Source organism: Rhodococcus sp. 15-2388-1-1a (assembly GCF_002259145.1).
Classification (GTDB): domain Bacteria; phylum Actinomycetota; class Actinomycetes; order Mycobacteriales; family Mycobacteriaceae; genus Rhodococcoides.
This window is the reverse complement of record NZ_NPFP01000032.1, coordinates 208,003-221,643: the sequence shown is the minus strand read 5'-3', so window position 1 is coordinate 221,643 and position 13,641 is coordinate 208,003. Positions and strand designations below refer to the sequence as shown.

Annotated in this window: 12 protein-coding genes; 11 read left to right on the top strand and 1 reads right to left on the bottom strand. The window is 64.5% G+C overall.

What is annotated here, in order from left to right; genetic code table 11:
• Positions 1 to 97: 97 nt before the first annotated feature.
• Genes CH302_RS19290 through CH302_RS19280 form a run of 3 tightly spaced genes read left to right on the top strand, consistent with a single transcriptional unit; the run spans position 98 to position 6,845 of the window.
• On the top strand, positions 98 to 4,282 hold the full coding sequence (locus CH302_RS19290; protein ID WP_037193267.1) for a phage tail protein: 4,185 nt from the start codon (positions 98 to 100) through the stop codon (positions 4,280 to 4,282).
• A 2-nt stretch (positions 4,283 to 4,284) separates the two neighbouring features.
• Positions 4,285 to 5,211, top strand: coding sequence for a hypothetical protein (locus CH302_RS19285; RefSeq protein ID WP_037193266.1), 927 nt, complete (start codon positions 4,285 to 4,287; stop codon positions 5,209 to 5,211).
• Positions 5,211 to 6,845 carry a Gp37-like protein gene (locus CH302_RS19280; protein ID WP_141216684.1) on the top strand — a complete coding sequence of 545 codons (1,635 nt, stop codon included), beginning with the start codon at positions 5,211 to 5,213 and terminating at the stop codon, positions 6,843 to 6,845. Before CH302_RS19285 ends, CH302_RS19280 begins: the two co-directional genes overlap by 1 nt.
• A gap of 7 nt (positions 6,846 to 6,852) precedes the next feature.
• On the opposite strand, the gene CH302_RS19275 is transcribed toward CH302_RS19280, so the two are convergent.
• Complete coding sequence (locus tag CH302_RS19275) at positions 6,853 to 7,446, bottom strand: HNH endonuclease (RefSeq protein ID WP_052047877.1); 594 nt, start codon at positions 7,444 to 7,446, stop codon at positions 6,853 to 6,855.
• Between the two features lie 119 nt (positions 7,447 to 7,565).
• Here CH302_RS19275 and CH302_RS19270 point away from each other — a divergent pair, with 119 nt between their 5' ends.
• The 8 genes from CH302_RS19270 to CH302_RS19235 all read left to right on the top strand — a co-directional run bounded on the left by CH302_RS19270 (position 7,566) and on the right by CH302_RS19235 (position 13,599).
• Complete coding sequence (locus tag CH302_RS19270; RefSeq protein WP_037193264.1) at positions 7,566 to 8,051, top strand: hypothetical protein; 486 nt, start codon at positions 7,566 to 7,568, stop codon at positions 8,049 to 8,051.
• On the top strand, positions 8,048 to 9,169 hold the full coding sequence (locus CH302_RS30195; RefSeq protein WP_155292941.1) for a glycine-rich domain-containing protein: 1,122 nt from the start codon (positions 8,048 to 8,050) through the stop codon (positions 9,167 to 9,169). Before CH302_RS19270 ends, CH302_RS30195 begins: the two co-directional genes overlap by 4 nt.
• Complete coding sequence (locus CH302_RS19260; protein WP_037193263.1) at positions 9,169 to 9,468, top strand: DUF7572 family protein; 300 nt, start codon at positions 9,169 to 9,171, stop codon at positions 9,466 to 9,468. The genes CH302_RS30195 and CH302_RS19260 overlap by 1 nt, the downstream gene beginning before the upstream one ends.
• Before the next feature lie 80 nt (positions 9,469 to 9,548).
• Complete coding sequence (locus CH302_RS19255; protein WP_082323746.1) at positions 9,549 to 11,114, top strand: peptidoglycan DD-metalloendopeptidase family protein; 1,566 nt, start codon at positions 9,549 to 9,551, stop codon at positions 11,112 to 11,114.
• Complete coding sequence (locus CH302_RS19250) at positions 11,111 to 11,767, top strand: hypothetical protein (RefSeq protein WP_052047875.1); 657 nt, start codon at positions 11,111 to 11,113, stop codon at positions 11,765 to 11,767. The genes CH302_RS19255 and CH302_RS19250 overlap by 4 nt, the downstream gene beginning before the upstream one ends.
• Positions 11,768 to 11,796: 29 nt before the next feature.
• Entirely contained in the window at positions 11,797 to 12,177 is a 381-nt protein-coding gene (locus CH302_RS19245; protein ID WP_037193262.1) for a phage holin, read from the top strand.
• 199 nt (positions 12,178 to 12,376) lie between these two features.
• A complete protein-coding gene (locus tag CH302_RS19240) occupies positions 12,377 to 13,357 on the top strand; it encodes a hypothetical protein (RefSeq protein ID WP_037193260.1) in 981 nt (326 codons plus the stop codon).
• A complete protein-coding gene (locus tag CH302_RS19235; RefSeq protein ID WP_037193259.1) occupies positions 13,357 to 13,599 on the top strand; it encodes a DUF1508 domain-containing protein in 243 nt (80 codons plus the stop codon). The genes CH302_RS19240 and CH302_RS19235 overlap by 1 nt, the downstream gene beginning before the upstream one ends.
• The last annotated feature ends 42 nt before the right edge of the window (positions 13,600 to 13,641 follow it).

The window sequence follows — 13,641 nt, the reverse complement described above, 5'->3', positions numbered from 1 at the left end:
ACCGGTGTTGTACCGATACCCTGATCGATAGATAGCGAAGATTGACGCCGCTGGCCTCGGGCCGGGCACCTGAATAGGTGTTCCGAGGAGGCGCGGCGTGACTCAGCCCTTCGCGTCGGCGCATGTCTCCGCTGAGCTCGACTGGAACAACCTCGACGAAGAGCTGAAGGCGAAGGTCACCGCCGCGGCGATCAAAGCGTCGAAGGCTGCTCAGCGTGAGTTGAACAAGATCAAGTTCACGCCGAACGTCGACACCACTCGGCTGCGGCAGGACCTCCGCGAGATCAAGAACCTGAAGGTCGATGTCGGTCTGCGGATCAACGCGACCGAGGTTCGGAAGTTCGTTGCGGAGCTGAACGAACGCTTCAAGACCGGTCGCCGACCGATGCTTCACGTGATCCCGGTGCTCGACGAGGACGTGCTGCGGGCACGTCTGGCGAGCCTTCCCGAGGGCCGGATCAAGGTCGGCCTGACGGTGTCTACGGCCGAGGTCCGTCGGTTCGCGTCCGAGCTGCGGATGCAGTTGGCGACGGCGAACATTCGTGTCCCTGTCGGCCTGGACCTGGAGGGTGAGGCGGCGTTCCGTGCACGCCTCGATGCATTGACGCGTGACCGGACGACGCGGGTCAACATCAACAGCAGCGGTGGCGGGGGAGGCCTCGGCGGCGGTCGCAGTGGCGGTGGCCGTGGGCTCGGCGCGATGACCGGCCTGAAAGTCGCCGGTGTCGCATCGTTGGTCGGCGCGATCGGTGGCGCGGCCGGTACAGCTCTCGGTGCTGTCGGTGCGTTGGCCGGTGGGCTGGCCGCGCTCGGGCCTGCTGCCCTCGCTGGCGCATCAACAGCGGTCGTCGGTCTCAGTGGTATCGCCGACGCATTCAGTGCGTTCTCGGACCAGTCAGCCAGTGCGGGCACCGACGCGAAAGCCCAAGCGAAAGCGATCGAGTCCGCGACCCGTGGTGTCGAGCAGGCCGAGAAGGCCGTCGCCCGCGCAAAGAAGGACTCGCAGGACGCAGAGGAAGACCTCACGCGCGCCCGCAAGGACCAGGTGAACCAGATCGAGGATCTGAACATCGCCCTGCGTGGCGCGTCACTGTCCGAGAAGGATGCGCTGCTCTCCATCAGAGAAGCACGCCGCGATCTCGCGACCGGAAAGTTCGACAACCCCGACGAACGTGCCCGCGCTGTCCTGCGGGTCGAGGAGGCCGAGCAGCGTCTGCTCGAGGTGCAGGCCCGGAACAAGGACCTCGCGCAGGAGACGTACGACGCGAACGTCAAGGGTGTCGAGGGCTCCGATCAGGTCGTCGACGCGAAACAGCGGGTCGTCGATGCGAACGACGCCGTCAAGGAATCCGAACGCGACCTCATCGACGCCGTCAAGGAACTGGCCGACGCGCAGTCCCCGGCTGCTGGCGGTATCGACAAGGTCGCTGAGGCGCTCGCGAAGTTGTCGCCGAACGCGAGGTCGTTTGTCCTCGCGATGCGCGACCTCGGGCCGGCGTGGAAAGACCTGCGGATGGGTGTGCAGGACGCGATGTTTGCGGACCTCGACACCGTGTTCACCGACCTGGCCAAGACGTCCCTGCCGACGCTGAAGGCGGGGATGACCGACGTCGCGGGCGCGATGAACGGTGCCGCGAAGGACTTCGCTGCATTTTGGGAGTCGGCCGAGGCGCAAGACGGACTGCGGGCGGCGTTCGCGGGCACGTCGACGCTGATCACCGCGATCCAGCCCGGTCTGGCGCAGGCGACGACCGGGTTCCTGGACATGGCGAAAGCCGCGGAACCGGCGATGGCGAACGTCGGCAAGGGTCTCGGTGATCTCCTCGGAGGTATCGGACAGGCGTTCACCGATGCATTCGAGAACGGCTCCCTGACCGCGCTGATCTCCACGTTTGGCGACATCCTGTCCGGACTCGGCGGCGGACTGAACTCGATGCTCGACGGGCTCATCGAGATCGGTAACTATGTCGGCCCGACACTCGGACCGTTGTTCCAGTCGATCGGCGACCTGATCAAGAACGTGGCACCCGCACTCGGTGTGCTCGGTGCCGCGTTCTCAGTGTCCCTGCAGTCGCTGATGCCTGCTCTGACGGACTTCATCAACGCATTCGCTGTCGGGTTGACGCCGATCATGCCTGTCCTCGCCGACCTGTTCTCGTCCCTCGGCAACGCGCTGATCCCCCTGATCCCGCCGTTGTCGGAGATCCTGCAGACCCTCGGCGGCGCACTGATCGAGGCGTTCGATGCCCTCGCTCCGGCGATCGGCCCGCTCGGTGAAGCATTCGCGTCGCTCGTTACTGCGCTGGCGCCGATTCTGCCGGTCGTCGCCGAGGTCATCTCCATGTTGGTGCAGGCACTCGCGCCGGCACTGACGACGATCTTCGACGCACTCGGGCCGGTCATTGAGCAGTTCCTCGACGGCATGGGGCCGGTCCTTGAGCAGCTCGCTCCGATCCTCGCTGAAGTGGCGATGCAGCTGGGCACCGCCATCGCGGATGCGTTGGTGCAGATCACCCCACTGCTGCCGACGCTGATCGACTCGTTCTCTCGGATCATCCTGGCGCTCGCACCGTTCATTCCACAGCTCGTGCAGATCAGCGTGGACCTGCTGCCGGTCCTGATCGACCTGTTCATGGTGCTGGTGCAGACCGTGCTGCCGCCGATCACGTCGGCGATCGAGTTCCTCGCGACGTACGTCCTGCCGTTGGTGGTCGAAGGCATCCGCTCGTTCGCGCAGGTATGGGCCGACCGACTGACCGATGTCATGAACAACATTCAGGGCGCACGGGACTTCATCTCCGGGGCAACGGAATCCATCAGTGGGTTCTTCTCCGGCATGGGCGACAAGATCAAGTCGGTGTGGGACACGATCGTGTCGACGATCAAGTTCGCGGTCGGTGAGATCGGCAAGTTCCTTATGCGGATCCCCGAGGTGAAGATCCCGGACCTGCCCGGTATCCCGGGGCGCGGTAAGACGATCGGGTTCTCCGACATCGGGTCGTCGATGGTGCAGTGGGCGACGAGCGCTCCGGCATCGAATGCGGTGCAGGGGTCGGCGACCCCGGTTCGGACGATGTCGACGAGCGCTCCCGGCTATGCGCTCGGTGGCGTGTTCTCGGGGCGTGGTGGCCCGACCGACGACGCGAACGTCATCCGCATCTCCAACAAGGAACACCTCGCATACATCACGAAGGCGCAGTCGGTATCCGGTCGGACACTGCCGTTGCTCGAGGCGATCAACAACGGGTGGGTGCCGTCGCCGGAGTTCCTGCAAGGGATGGTCGGCGGTATCCCCGGCTACGCCACCGGTGGGCTGGTATCTGCGGAGCAGGTCAACCAGTTCCCGCGGATGGCCGGCCTCGAAGGCGACGAATACGTGTGGGGTGGCGTCAACTGGGGTGACTGCTCCGGAGCGATGTCTGCTCTGGCGAACTATGCCACCGGTAAGGATCCGTTCGGGTCGAGGTTCGCTACCGGGAACATGGCCGAGTCGTTGGCTGCGATGGGTGCCGTCCCCGGTGTCGGCCCGGCAGGGTCGCTGTCGTTCGGTTGGTACAACGGTGGACCGTACGGCGGGCATACCGCCGGCACCCTCCCTGATGGCACGAACGTCGAGATGGGTGGAGATCGCGGCGACGGCCAGGTCGGTGGCGGAGCTGCCGGTGCGAACGATCCCGCGTTCACCGATCATGCGCATTTCCCTCCGGAGTTCTTCGTCGGTGGCGACCAGCTCCCCGGCATGAGCACACCGGGCGGTGGGGACGGTGGATCCGCTCCGACGTACTCGGGCATGTATTCCGGTGGCGGCGGTGTGGACCTGTCCGGTCCGTCGACGGCCGCGTACGACCCGGCAGCGGTGCGGTCTGCGACGACCGGCTATTCCCTGCCGAACACCGGCGGCGACCTCGGAGGCGACTACGACCCGTACAGCATTGGGACCGGGTCGTGGGCCGAACGCATCGACGCCGGCAACCGCTGGGCGGCGGACCAGAACTTCGGCACCCAAGCCGAGAAGTGGGGCTACGAGGCTCTCGGTTCCATCGCCGGTGATCTCGCATCACCACTCGGCCTCGGCGGTCTCGCATCGGGTCAGGTGAACTCCGCGTACGAGGCGATGATGGCGCAGCGCGCCGAAGCGAACTCGTACGGCTCGGGCGACGGAAAGCTCGCCGACACCATGGTTTTCCAGAACATGGACGAGCGCCGCGCCAGCGAAGAGATGCGCCGCATGCTCGACGATCGCACCACCCCCGCCACTGTCACTACGAGAAACGGCGGGTAGCAATGACGTCCGCATATTGCGACGAGACCGAGGGCCTCGCGAGGCCGATGCAGCTGATTCGGCGCGACAACCTGGGGCGTGACGTAGACACCCTCGACATCTACGCGCCCCAGTTCGAGGGGCAGGGCGTCACCCTCGCCGAAGGGTACAAGGGCTTCTATCACGCCGACGCGACGGTGATCCGGCAGGAGTCCGCGTACCGCAAGGGATCTCGACCGTCGGACATTCCTCGGGAGAAGGAACGGATCCTCGAGTTCACCCTCGGTACACAGGCCGCGACGCCGGCGCAGTGGGAGGACGTCGAGAACCGACTGTGGAAGTTCTGGTCGTTCAAGAAGGACTGCGTCCTGCGCCTGTATTCGCACCGCTCGGAACCGCGGGAAATCCTGGTCCGCAAGGAACGTGCACCCGACGACATGCTCCGGAAAGGGCCGGGGCTGAACCGGTTCGCGGCGTGGAAGATCATCGCCCTCGCCTGCGACCCGGACTGGCAGTCGCAGGAACTGCGGTACACCGTGAAGCGGTCGGAGATGACCAGCATCGGCGGCGGTGTCTACGAGGCGATGGTCCCGATCCAGAACTTCGGCGACCAACCGACGTACCCACTGTTCGCGTCGAATCAGCTCGAGGCACCGACGACAGTGTGGCTGCCGGACCGAAACACCGGCCGCATCGTGCAGATGCCGACCCTGTCCGCCGGCCGCGAGTTCCTCGTGCGTACCGACCCGCTGGTGCCGACGTTGCTGACGCGTGACAACTCGCTGCAGTGGGCGAAGCTCAACGCCCGAGCATTCGACGACGACCCGATCCCCGAGTCGCTGACGACGCCGTTCATGGCCCCACTCCGCATCCAGGGCGGCACCGCGAACACCGAGATCACCATGTACACGCCGCAACGGTGGCAGCGCTGCTGGGGCGGGGAAGCCTGATGACGACTCCGACGATGCTCAACTGCGATCAGGTCCGCGCCGAGATCGAGGCGATGGAGAAGCAGTTCCACGAGCAGATGCGCAAGCCCGCGCAGTGCGACATCTTCGACGGAAACTGGACGTGGGACACCCGCCAGCACGTCGTCGGTGAGATCTCCGGCAGCGCCGAGGAAATCCTCAACGACACCGGCAGTGCCGAGATCAAGATGTTCGGCTCCCACAAGCTCGCCGACTGGATCGACGACGAGCTCGACGACGACGAGGACGTCCACGTCCGCATCATCGTGTCCGGGGTGCAGTGGACCGGCATCGTGCAGGACATCGTCGAGCAGGGCACCGAAGACGGTCAAGAGTTCTTCATTCTGAAGTTCATTTCCGAGTACGAACACATGAAACGTGTTGTGTGCTACTGCAACCCGTTCTTCCCGGCCGAGTTCCAGTTCCCGAAACTGTACGCCTACGCCGGGCCCGCGGTGACCGGCGTGAAAACGCTCCTGTTCCTGAACCTGCTGCGACGTTTCGCGCCTTTGTGGGCGCTGCCGGAGAACTTGTTCGACCCGGGCTCGTGGCTGTCGAATTTGATCCCGTCGAACTGGCCGATCGTCGTCCTGCCGGGCAACGTTCTCACGGACACGTCGATGTGGACGGTCCTGTCGACGCGCATGGGCATGTTCCACGACGTCGTCGCACCGACCCTGTCCGACGCGCAACTGCGGATCGTGCTGAAGCGTTGGTTCCCCGGCGATCCGCAGCCCGCACCTGGCCACTTCACCCTGACGCAGTCGACGCTGACCGTCGACGTCATCGACCAGTCCGGCTACTGCGGCCCGTCCGGCACCCTCCTCGACGGGCTGCTGCACTTCTCGAAGACCGTCGCCGACGACCTCATCAACGAAGTCTCGACCCTGTTCTCGTACAACGTGAATCAGCCCGAGTACGACCTGACGGGGTTCCTCGGCACCATCAAGGAACCGTGGGTCGCGTTCCGGAAGTCGCACCAGACGGGGGCGTCGGGCATCCAGTCGTGGGAGCGTCACCGACTGAAGGCGAACGCCTCCATTGTGGTGACTGGGGGACACAGCCCGGACTGGGTGAATACTGGCCTCAAGCTCTTGGTGAATGGAATCCTGGGTTACATCGGGGCGATGTTCGGCAACCCCGGACTGACCCTCGGCCTGTTCGACAGTGTCGTCGAAGATGTCGTCCTCGCGTTCCACCGCGCCGGAAACCCGTTCAGGCAAGCGAAAATGGGGCTCCGAGGGCCACCACTCGGCGAAGTGTTCGAGTCATCCGGCGGCACCGGATTCTCCCTATCGGCGCTGCAGGCGATCCGTGTCGGCATGTGGCGTTCCCGCCCGATGCAGACGTACAAGTTCACCGTCCGCAACGGTGCACCGTACTGGGTTGGCCGGCACTTCGACCTCGGCGACCGGGTCGCGTTCGAGTACGGCCGACGGAACAAGCTGCATACGGAACGGGTCGCGTCCCGCAAGTGCACGTGGGACCGCGGCACCGACGCGGACTGGACTGTGGCGGTCGGCGACGACAAGCCCATCGACGCGCCCAGCGCGATCCTGGCGCGTCAGGCGGAGCAGATCCGGGGTGTGCTGCAGGCCGTGGGGGTGTCGAGCTGACCTGCGGTTAAGCGGACATGGGCTGCTTTTTCCAGCGCAAGCCTCGTACTATTCGGGAGATTGCAGGCTGTCGGACGGAGTACTCGTCCGCGAGTTGGTACTGGGTGATGCCGCCGAGTGCGTACCGCCGCCTGATGTCTGCGATCTGTGCGTCGGTGAGTTTCGCCTGGCCGTTGCGCATTCCAGTGCACTGGCGGTCCCGCTCGACCATGTCGCCGATGTTCTCGGCTTGGGTTCCGACAATCAGGTGCGCCGGGTTGATGCAGGCCCGCACGTCGCATGTGTGGCGGACGCACATGCCGTCTGGGATGGGTCCGTTGAATGCCTCGTGTGAAACGCGGTGCGCGCCATAGCGTGTGCCCGCGTGGACGAAGGTTCCGTATCCGGTGTCGGCGATCGTGTGCGGCCACAGCCAGCAGCCGGTTTCGGGTGCGTCACCCTTCATGTGATGCGTCAGGACCGCCGCCACGGTGTCTTCCCTGGAGCGAAGGGTGGCGGCGGTGTCACCGTGTCTACGCCACCGGGTGTAGTGCATCTCGCACCAGCCCCGCGTCTTGGCGGGCGTCGTGCATTCGGCGATGGAGCAGGTACCGTTCGACATATCGACTCCTCAGTAGTCGGTCGGGCCCCGGGGTGTTTGCGCACCTGCGGGGCATCTCCTGTTCATAGTGAACAGGGATACAGTTGAACTGTAGCCCTGCGTACCGACATGGAGGATTCGTGCCACCCAGACAGCGCACCGTCGAGAAAGACGGCATCCTTCGGGATCCGCAGACGAACATCGTCATCGCCCGTCGGCATGCCCACCCGTATATCGATGTGTTCAATGCGATCCCGTCCGAGGCGGGGGTGAACTTCGACATGCCGGCCGAGCTGAAGCAGCTGTGCGCCATACATATTTTTGACAACCTGGGTTGCTCGCCGCCGACGGAGCCTCGCTATATCTATGTGCCGCCGTCTTCTGCGATTGCGGTCGGTGGGCAGAAGAACGTCGGCACGTGGGAGCCGCCCGTCAAGGGGCGTAAGGCGGCGAAGGAAGCAGACCCCGAGCGGCCCGTCGTGGTGCCTGATCCACAGGGGTGGACGAAGAGAAAGATCGCCGCGATGCGCGCCGCGCTCAAGTCCGAAGAGATCCGGCAGCAACTGATCGACGGTGCCGACGCTGGTGTTCGCCAGCAGATGAAGGACGCTGAGGGGCTCGAGTGACTTCGCCCGACGGCGGTATTCCGCAGAAGTCTCTGACTTTTGCGGAGATTTCTGCGATGCAAGATTACGACCCGGACATCGCGGCCGGGTTGTCGAATGCGGATTTGTTGGCCGCTGCTGAGTTTGCGCGGGGAAATCTCGTTGGTGGCCTCTTGAGCATGATTGCTCGAGCTATTACTGGCGGTTTGTTCAGCAATTTTCTATCGCCCTCTGTGCAGAATTACACCGCTGAGCAGTACGCGACGATGAATGACCACACGCAACAGATCACCGCACTCGTTGAAGCGTTCGACCAACTCACGCTGCAGGGCAACGCGATCGTGTTCGACAGCAACAACACCTGGTACCCATCGCCCAAGCTCGTGTCAGTGGACGTCGTGATCCTCGGTGGCGGCGCTGGCGGCGGAGCAGGAAATAGCGGCTCATACAACAACGTCGGTGCCGGCGGCGGTGGCGGTGGCGGAGCTGTCGTCACAAACATTCCGGCATCGTTTCTTCCAAAGACCGGCGAGACGTTCAACCCCGTGCCCATCTATGTCGGCGCTGGCGGAGCTGGTGGGGCAACAAGTCAGGCGGTGGGCGCTGGCGGCGGCAACTCAGCAATCGCCACATACCTCACCGCAGGCGGTGGCAGCGGTGGCGGCGGCGCGGGTACTAACACCGGCGCTCCCGGTGGTGCGGGTGGGTCTGGGGCACCGCGTGGCGGCGATGGAGGTAGGGGCGGCACCCAATCCCCGGCTCCTGCCGCCGGTGCTCCGGGTGGCGACTCAACCTCTGAGTACAGCTTGGCCGGCGGTGGAGGCGGTGGAGGCGGCGGCTCGGCAGACAGCACCGCAGGACCGACTGGACACGGTAGAGGCGGGCAAGGCGGAATCTCACCAGGCGGCACATCACCTGGCCAAAACGGAACACCGCCAAGTTCTGCCGTGACAACCGGCGGCGGTGGCGGTGCAGGCGGCGCGGGCGGCTCTGCGCTGAGCCCGGGCGGCGTAGGTGCATTCCCGTCAGGTGGTGGCGGCGGCGGTTCGATCCGTGGCGGCACAGCGTTCGGTGGGTCGTTCTCAGCAGGCGGTCGCGGAAGCGCCGGCCGTATCTACATCATCGAAAGGTTCATCTGATGCCCACAGCCACACGAATCGGAACCGACATCGGCGGCTATGCCGGTGTCGCGCACCACTACCGACTGTCGGAGCCACTCGACGGGCATGATCTCGTGGTTGTGTTCGCCGTTGATATGCCTGGCACTCAGCACGACGAGACGGTGATTGTCGGTGCGCGTGAGGATGGTTCTGCGCACTTGATGAACCGATTGCCGGGGTCGTTGGTGGGGTGGGCTGATCACGAGAAGGCGTTGGCGTTGGCTGGGTACAACGTGGTCGACGCGGTTCCTGATGAGGGAACGTCCGTTGATGTGTAGCTGACCAGGTCTATTCTTGCTGGTATCTGCTGCTGGCCTCGGGCCGGGCATCTCGCTGACATGTCCCGAGGTGACCGAGGTTGACCCGCTACTGGCCGCTCGCTCGTGGGCACAAGGTGACCGACACGTTCGGTTGGCAGGACTGGCGTAAGGCTGTCCATTGGGGCGTCGATTTCGGGCGTGATGGCGGCTCTGGTGGTCTGCCGGTGTTCGCATCGCAGGGCGGGACTGTGCAGTATTCCGGTTCCGCTTCGGGGTTCGGTGCCTGGGTCGTTGTCGATCATCCGACTGCGGACGGTGCGGGGTGCACCGTGTACGGGCATGTGATCCCAGAGGTGAAGGTCGGGCAGCGTATCGAGGCCGGCCAACGAATCGCCCGCATCAATCCGGTGAAGGGTCCCGGGAACGGTGGCGTGGACCCGCATCTGCATTTCGAGTGGCATCGCTACTCGTACGTGGACAAGCGCAACGAACGTGACGTGCTCAATCCATTGCCGCTGCTGGCAGGGTCCGCTTATCCGGGGGAGTCATCGGTTCCGGTCGTACCGCCTGCTGCGCCTACTGCACCTTCAGGAGCGTCGAAGATGAAAGAGATCAATCAGATCGGGCGCAGTCCGAACCATTCTCAGCGGTGGGGATCGAAGCCTCGCCTGTGGGTGCTACACACGCAGGAGGGCAACGGGTCCGCCCAGTCGCTCGCGAACTATCTGCAGCAGGCCAGCTCGCAGGTCTCGTATCACTACAGCATCGACAACGAGCTGTGTGTCGATGTCGTCGACACCGATCGTGCGTCCTGGTCGGTGCTCGACGCGAACTCGTACTCGATCAATCTGTGCTTCGGTGGATCCCGGGCAGCGCAGTCGCGGGATGTGTGGCTGGACAGGTTCGGTGCCGCGATCGATTACGCGGCGTTCCTGTTCGTCCAGGACGCCCGCAAGTACGGTTTCGCGAACCTCCGCACACTCAGCTGGGATGAGATCCGTCGCGGTCTCGCTGGCGGGACTGACCATTACGGGATCACGAAAGGGCTGGGTATCGGTAGTCATACCGATGTCGGCCCGAACTTTCCGTGGGACCGATTCATCGCGGCGATCGAGCGGAACGTGAAAGGGGTCGTCGTGCCTCCACCGGCTCCGGCACCGAATGCGATCGCAGTGCAGTACGAGGCGTCGCCATGGCTGGGAGCGAAGATCACCCAGCAGCTCGAGCTCACCACCCCGGACGGGCGCGGCCGGTACGCGCAGTACGAGAACGGCTACATCTACTGGACGGCGGAGACCGGTGCGCGTCCGGTGCCGAAGCATCTGTTCGAGACGTACAGCGAGCTGGGGTGGGAGACCGGTGTTCTCGGGTATCCGATCGCGTTTCACACTGTGCTGCCCGATGGCGACGTGCAGGCATACGAGAAGGGTGTCCTGTATCGCCGCAATGGGCAGCCCGGTTTCGTCGTCACCGGGCTGATCGGGGAGCGGTGGAAGCGATCGGGGTTCGAGACGGGACCGTTCGGGTGGCCGACGTCGAACGAGGTCGTGTTCGACGGTGGCGCGTATCAAGACTTCGAGCATGGCCGGATCTTCTGGAACCCGAAGCAGACCGTCGGACTGCTCAACGCTGACGGTGCCGACACCCCGGTGGAGGACAAGTGAGCGGTGGTCTCGGCCGGGTCGTCGAGCACGATGATCGGTCGCGCCGTTTCGCGGTGAAACCGGCGCCGGTTTTGCGGACCGTCCTGTGGCGACACAACGCCCCTGTCCTCGACCAGAAGGACCTGGGTGCGTGCACGGGGTTCGCGTTGGCGCAGTTGCTGAACACGCAGGCGTTCGCGAAGTCGCGTGGTGCGGCCGGCGCGTATCTGTCGGAGTCGAATGCCCTGTCGCTGTACGAGATGGCGACGGTCCTCGATGACATTCCCGGTGCCTATCCGCCGATCGACACGGGGAGCTCGGGGCTGGCTGTGTGCAAGGCCGGTGTCGCGCAGGGTTATCTGGCGTCGTATCGGCATGCGTTCGGGTTCGAGCAGTTCCTGTCGGCGATCCAGCGGGGGCCGGTGATCGTCGGGACGGACTGGTTCACCGGCATGGAGGAAACCGGCGCCGATTTCTTCATCCGCCCGGACGGTGAACTGATCGGTGGGCATGAGTATTTGGTGCTCGGCGCGAACCTGCACGGCGAGTACGTGACGATTCTCAATTCGTGGTCGGCGGGCTGGGGGAGCGGTGGCCGTGCCCGTATCTCGTTCGCTGACTTCAAGACTCTCCTCGCTCGCGAGGGAGACGTGACCGTACCTGTCGGCGCGTAGCTCGAAGAAACCTATCCGAAAGGCACTCCATGTCTGTTCTCGATCCGATCCGTTCCGGAATCCCCGCGTCGGCGCGTCAGCGTTTCTACGACGTCTCGACCGCTGCTGTCGGTGCGCTGGTGTTGTGGGGTGTGTTCGATGCGTCGAATGCGCCGCTGTGGACTGCGTTGATCGTCAACGTCGTCACTCTGATCTTCGCCCTGCTGTACGCGACATCGACCGTGCGGCAGGTGTTCTACACAGTGGTGGTCGCGGCATCGGGGCTGCTCGGTGCGTACGGGATCGTCGCTGACGTGAAGCTCGCCGGTGTCCTCGCGGTCGTCGCTGCACTGTTGGGTACTGCTGTCGCGGGATCGAACACGCCAGTACTCGAGGCCACGCGGACAGGTCCCGACTCATTCACCGCGTGATAGTCCCCTGACACATAGGTGAGGCCCCCGCGTCCGTCAGAAACGCGAAGGCCTCGGCCTCGTGAAAGGCAACTCCGAGTGTAGCCGTCAGCCCCGTGGTCGCGAGAGTTTCGTGTCGGGTATGGCGGCTACACTCGTGTAGGTAGGGTGACAGTGTTACTGTTCCCCATGTAGGTATCCCTCGTGAAAGGACCTCCCCATGGCTCCATCCAACGCGCTCACCACGATCGGGCGATCAGACATCCCCGAGACGTGGAAGGACCGTCTCGACCTTGCGAAAGAACTGTCGACCGCTGGCATGCTCCCCACGCAGTACGTCGGGAAACCCGGCAACATCCTCGCCGCACAGATGGCATCGAACGCCCTCGACATCCCCCTGTGGGTGGCGTTCCAGGAGCTGAACCACATCAACGGCAAGACCGGCCTGTCCGCGTTCATGATGCGGGCGCTGATCATCCGCGCCGGCCACGATTTCGAGCTCGTCGAGGACGACGCTGTGCACGCGAAGATCAAGGTGAAGCGGAAGGAATGGCAGGCCGCACGCTACGTCGACTACCAGATTCAGGACGCGAGGACAGCCGGGCTGATCAAGCCGGGTGGTAACTACGACAAGAACCCGGCCGCGATGATGGTGGCGCGCGCGACGACGAAGGGCGCGAAGCTGTACTTCGCTGATGTCCTGGCGGGGTTCGGTCAGTCGGCGGAGGAGCTCGAGGACGAGCGTCAGGCGCAGGCGTCGGGTGGCCGGATCGAGAAACCTGCCGAACCGGTCGTGGCGGATGTGGCACCGGAATCGGCGCCGGTTGCTGAACCGGCTGCCGAGGATAAGCAGGCGGAGAGTGAGCCTGTCGACGCCGAGGTAGTCCCCGATCCTGCGGCCGAGGAGAAACAGGAATCGGAACCCGAACCGGAACCAGCCGCCGAAGGCACCGGAGAACCTGAACCCGCATCCGACACGGCGGATCAGTCGCAGCTCGACGACCCCCAGAACCTGCAGGAGTTCATCGACCAGGTCGTCATCGCGAAAGAGCAGAAGGACGACGCCGAGCTGCAGCGCCTGTGGAAGCTGGGCCGCGAGTCCGAAGGCGAATGGCTCGGATACGACTACGAGAATGTGCCGCTGCGCAAGTGGATCCTCGACGCACGCAAGAGCGTGTCGGCCGCGAAGGCTGGTGCCTGATGCCTCCCGAGACCACCCCGAGGAAGCCGCACCGCATCACCCTGTACATCGACGAGGGCGGTGAGTACCGGTGGCGTCGGCAGGCCGGAAACTCGTTCACCGTCGCCGCTTCGACCGAGGGTTACACGACGAAGGCCGCGATGGTCGACAACATGCTCACCGCCAACGCCGACCAGCTGTCCTGCCTGATCGTCGACAAGGCCGAGGGTAGGAACCACCTGACGCGAGGGGCGCTGCAGTGAACCGTCTACGAGACCTGGCCCTGGTCGCTGCGTTCGCGGGTG

What these genes read in the sequence shown, in the direction of transcription:
- CH302_RS19285 (WP_037193266.1), top strand. Translation starts at nt 4,285, where the DNA reads ATGACGTCCGCATATTGCGACGAGACCGAGGGCCTCGCGAGGCCGATG.
- CH302_RS19280 (WP_141216684.1), top strand. Translation starts at nt 5,211, where the DNA reads ATGACGACTCCGACGATGCTCAACTGCGATCAGGTCCGCGCCGAGATC.
- CH302_RS19275 (WP_052047877.1), bottom strand. Translation starts at nt 7,446, where the DNA reads ATGTCGAACGGTACCTGCTCCATCGCCGAATGCACGACGCCCGCCAAG.
- CH302_RS19260 (WP_037193263.1), top strand. Translation starts at nt 9,169, where the DNA reads ATGCCCACAGCCACACGAATCGGAACCGACATCGGCGGCTATGCCGGT.
- CH302_RS19245 (WP_037193262.1), top strand. Translation starts at nt 11,797, where the DNA reads ATGTCTGTTCTCGATCCGATCCGTTCCGGAATCCCCGCGTCGGCGCGT.
- CH302_RS19240 (WP_037193260.1), top strand. Translation starts at nt 12,377, where the DNA reads ATGGCTCCATCCAACGCGCTCACCACGATCGGGCGATCAGACATCCCC.
- CH302_RS19235 (WP_037193259.1), top strand. Translation starts at nt 13,357, where the DNA reads ATGCCTCCCGAGACCACCCCGAGGAAGCCGCACCGCATCACCCTGTAC.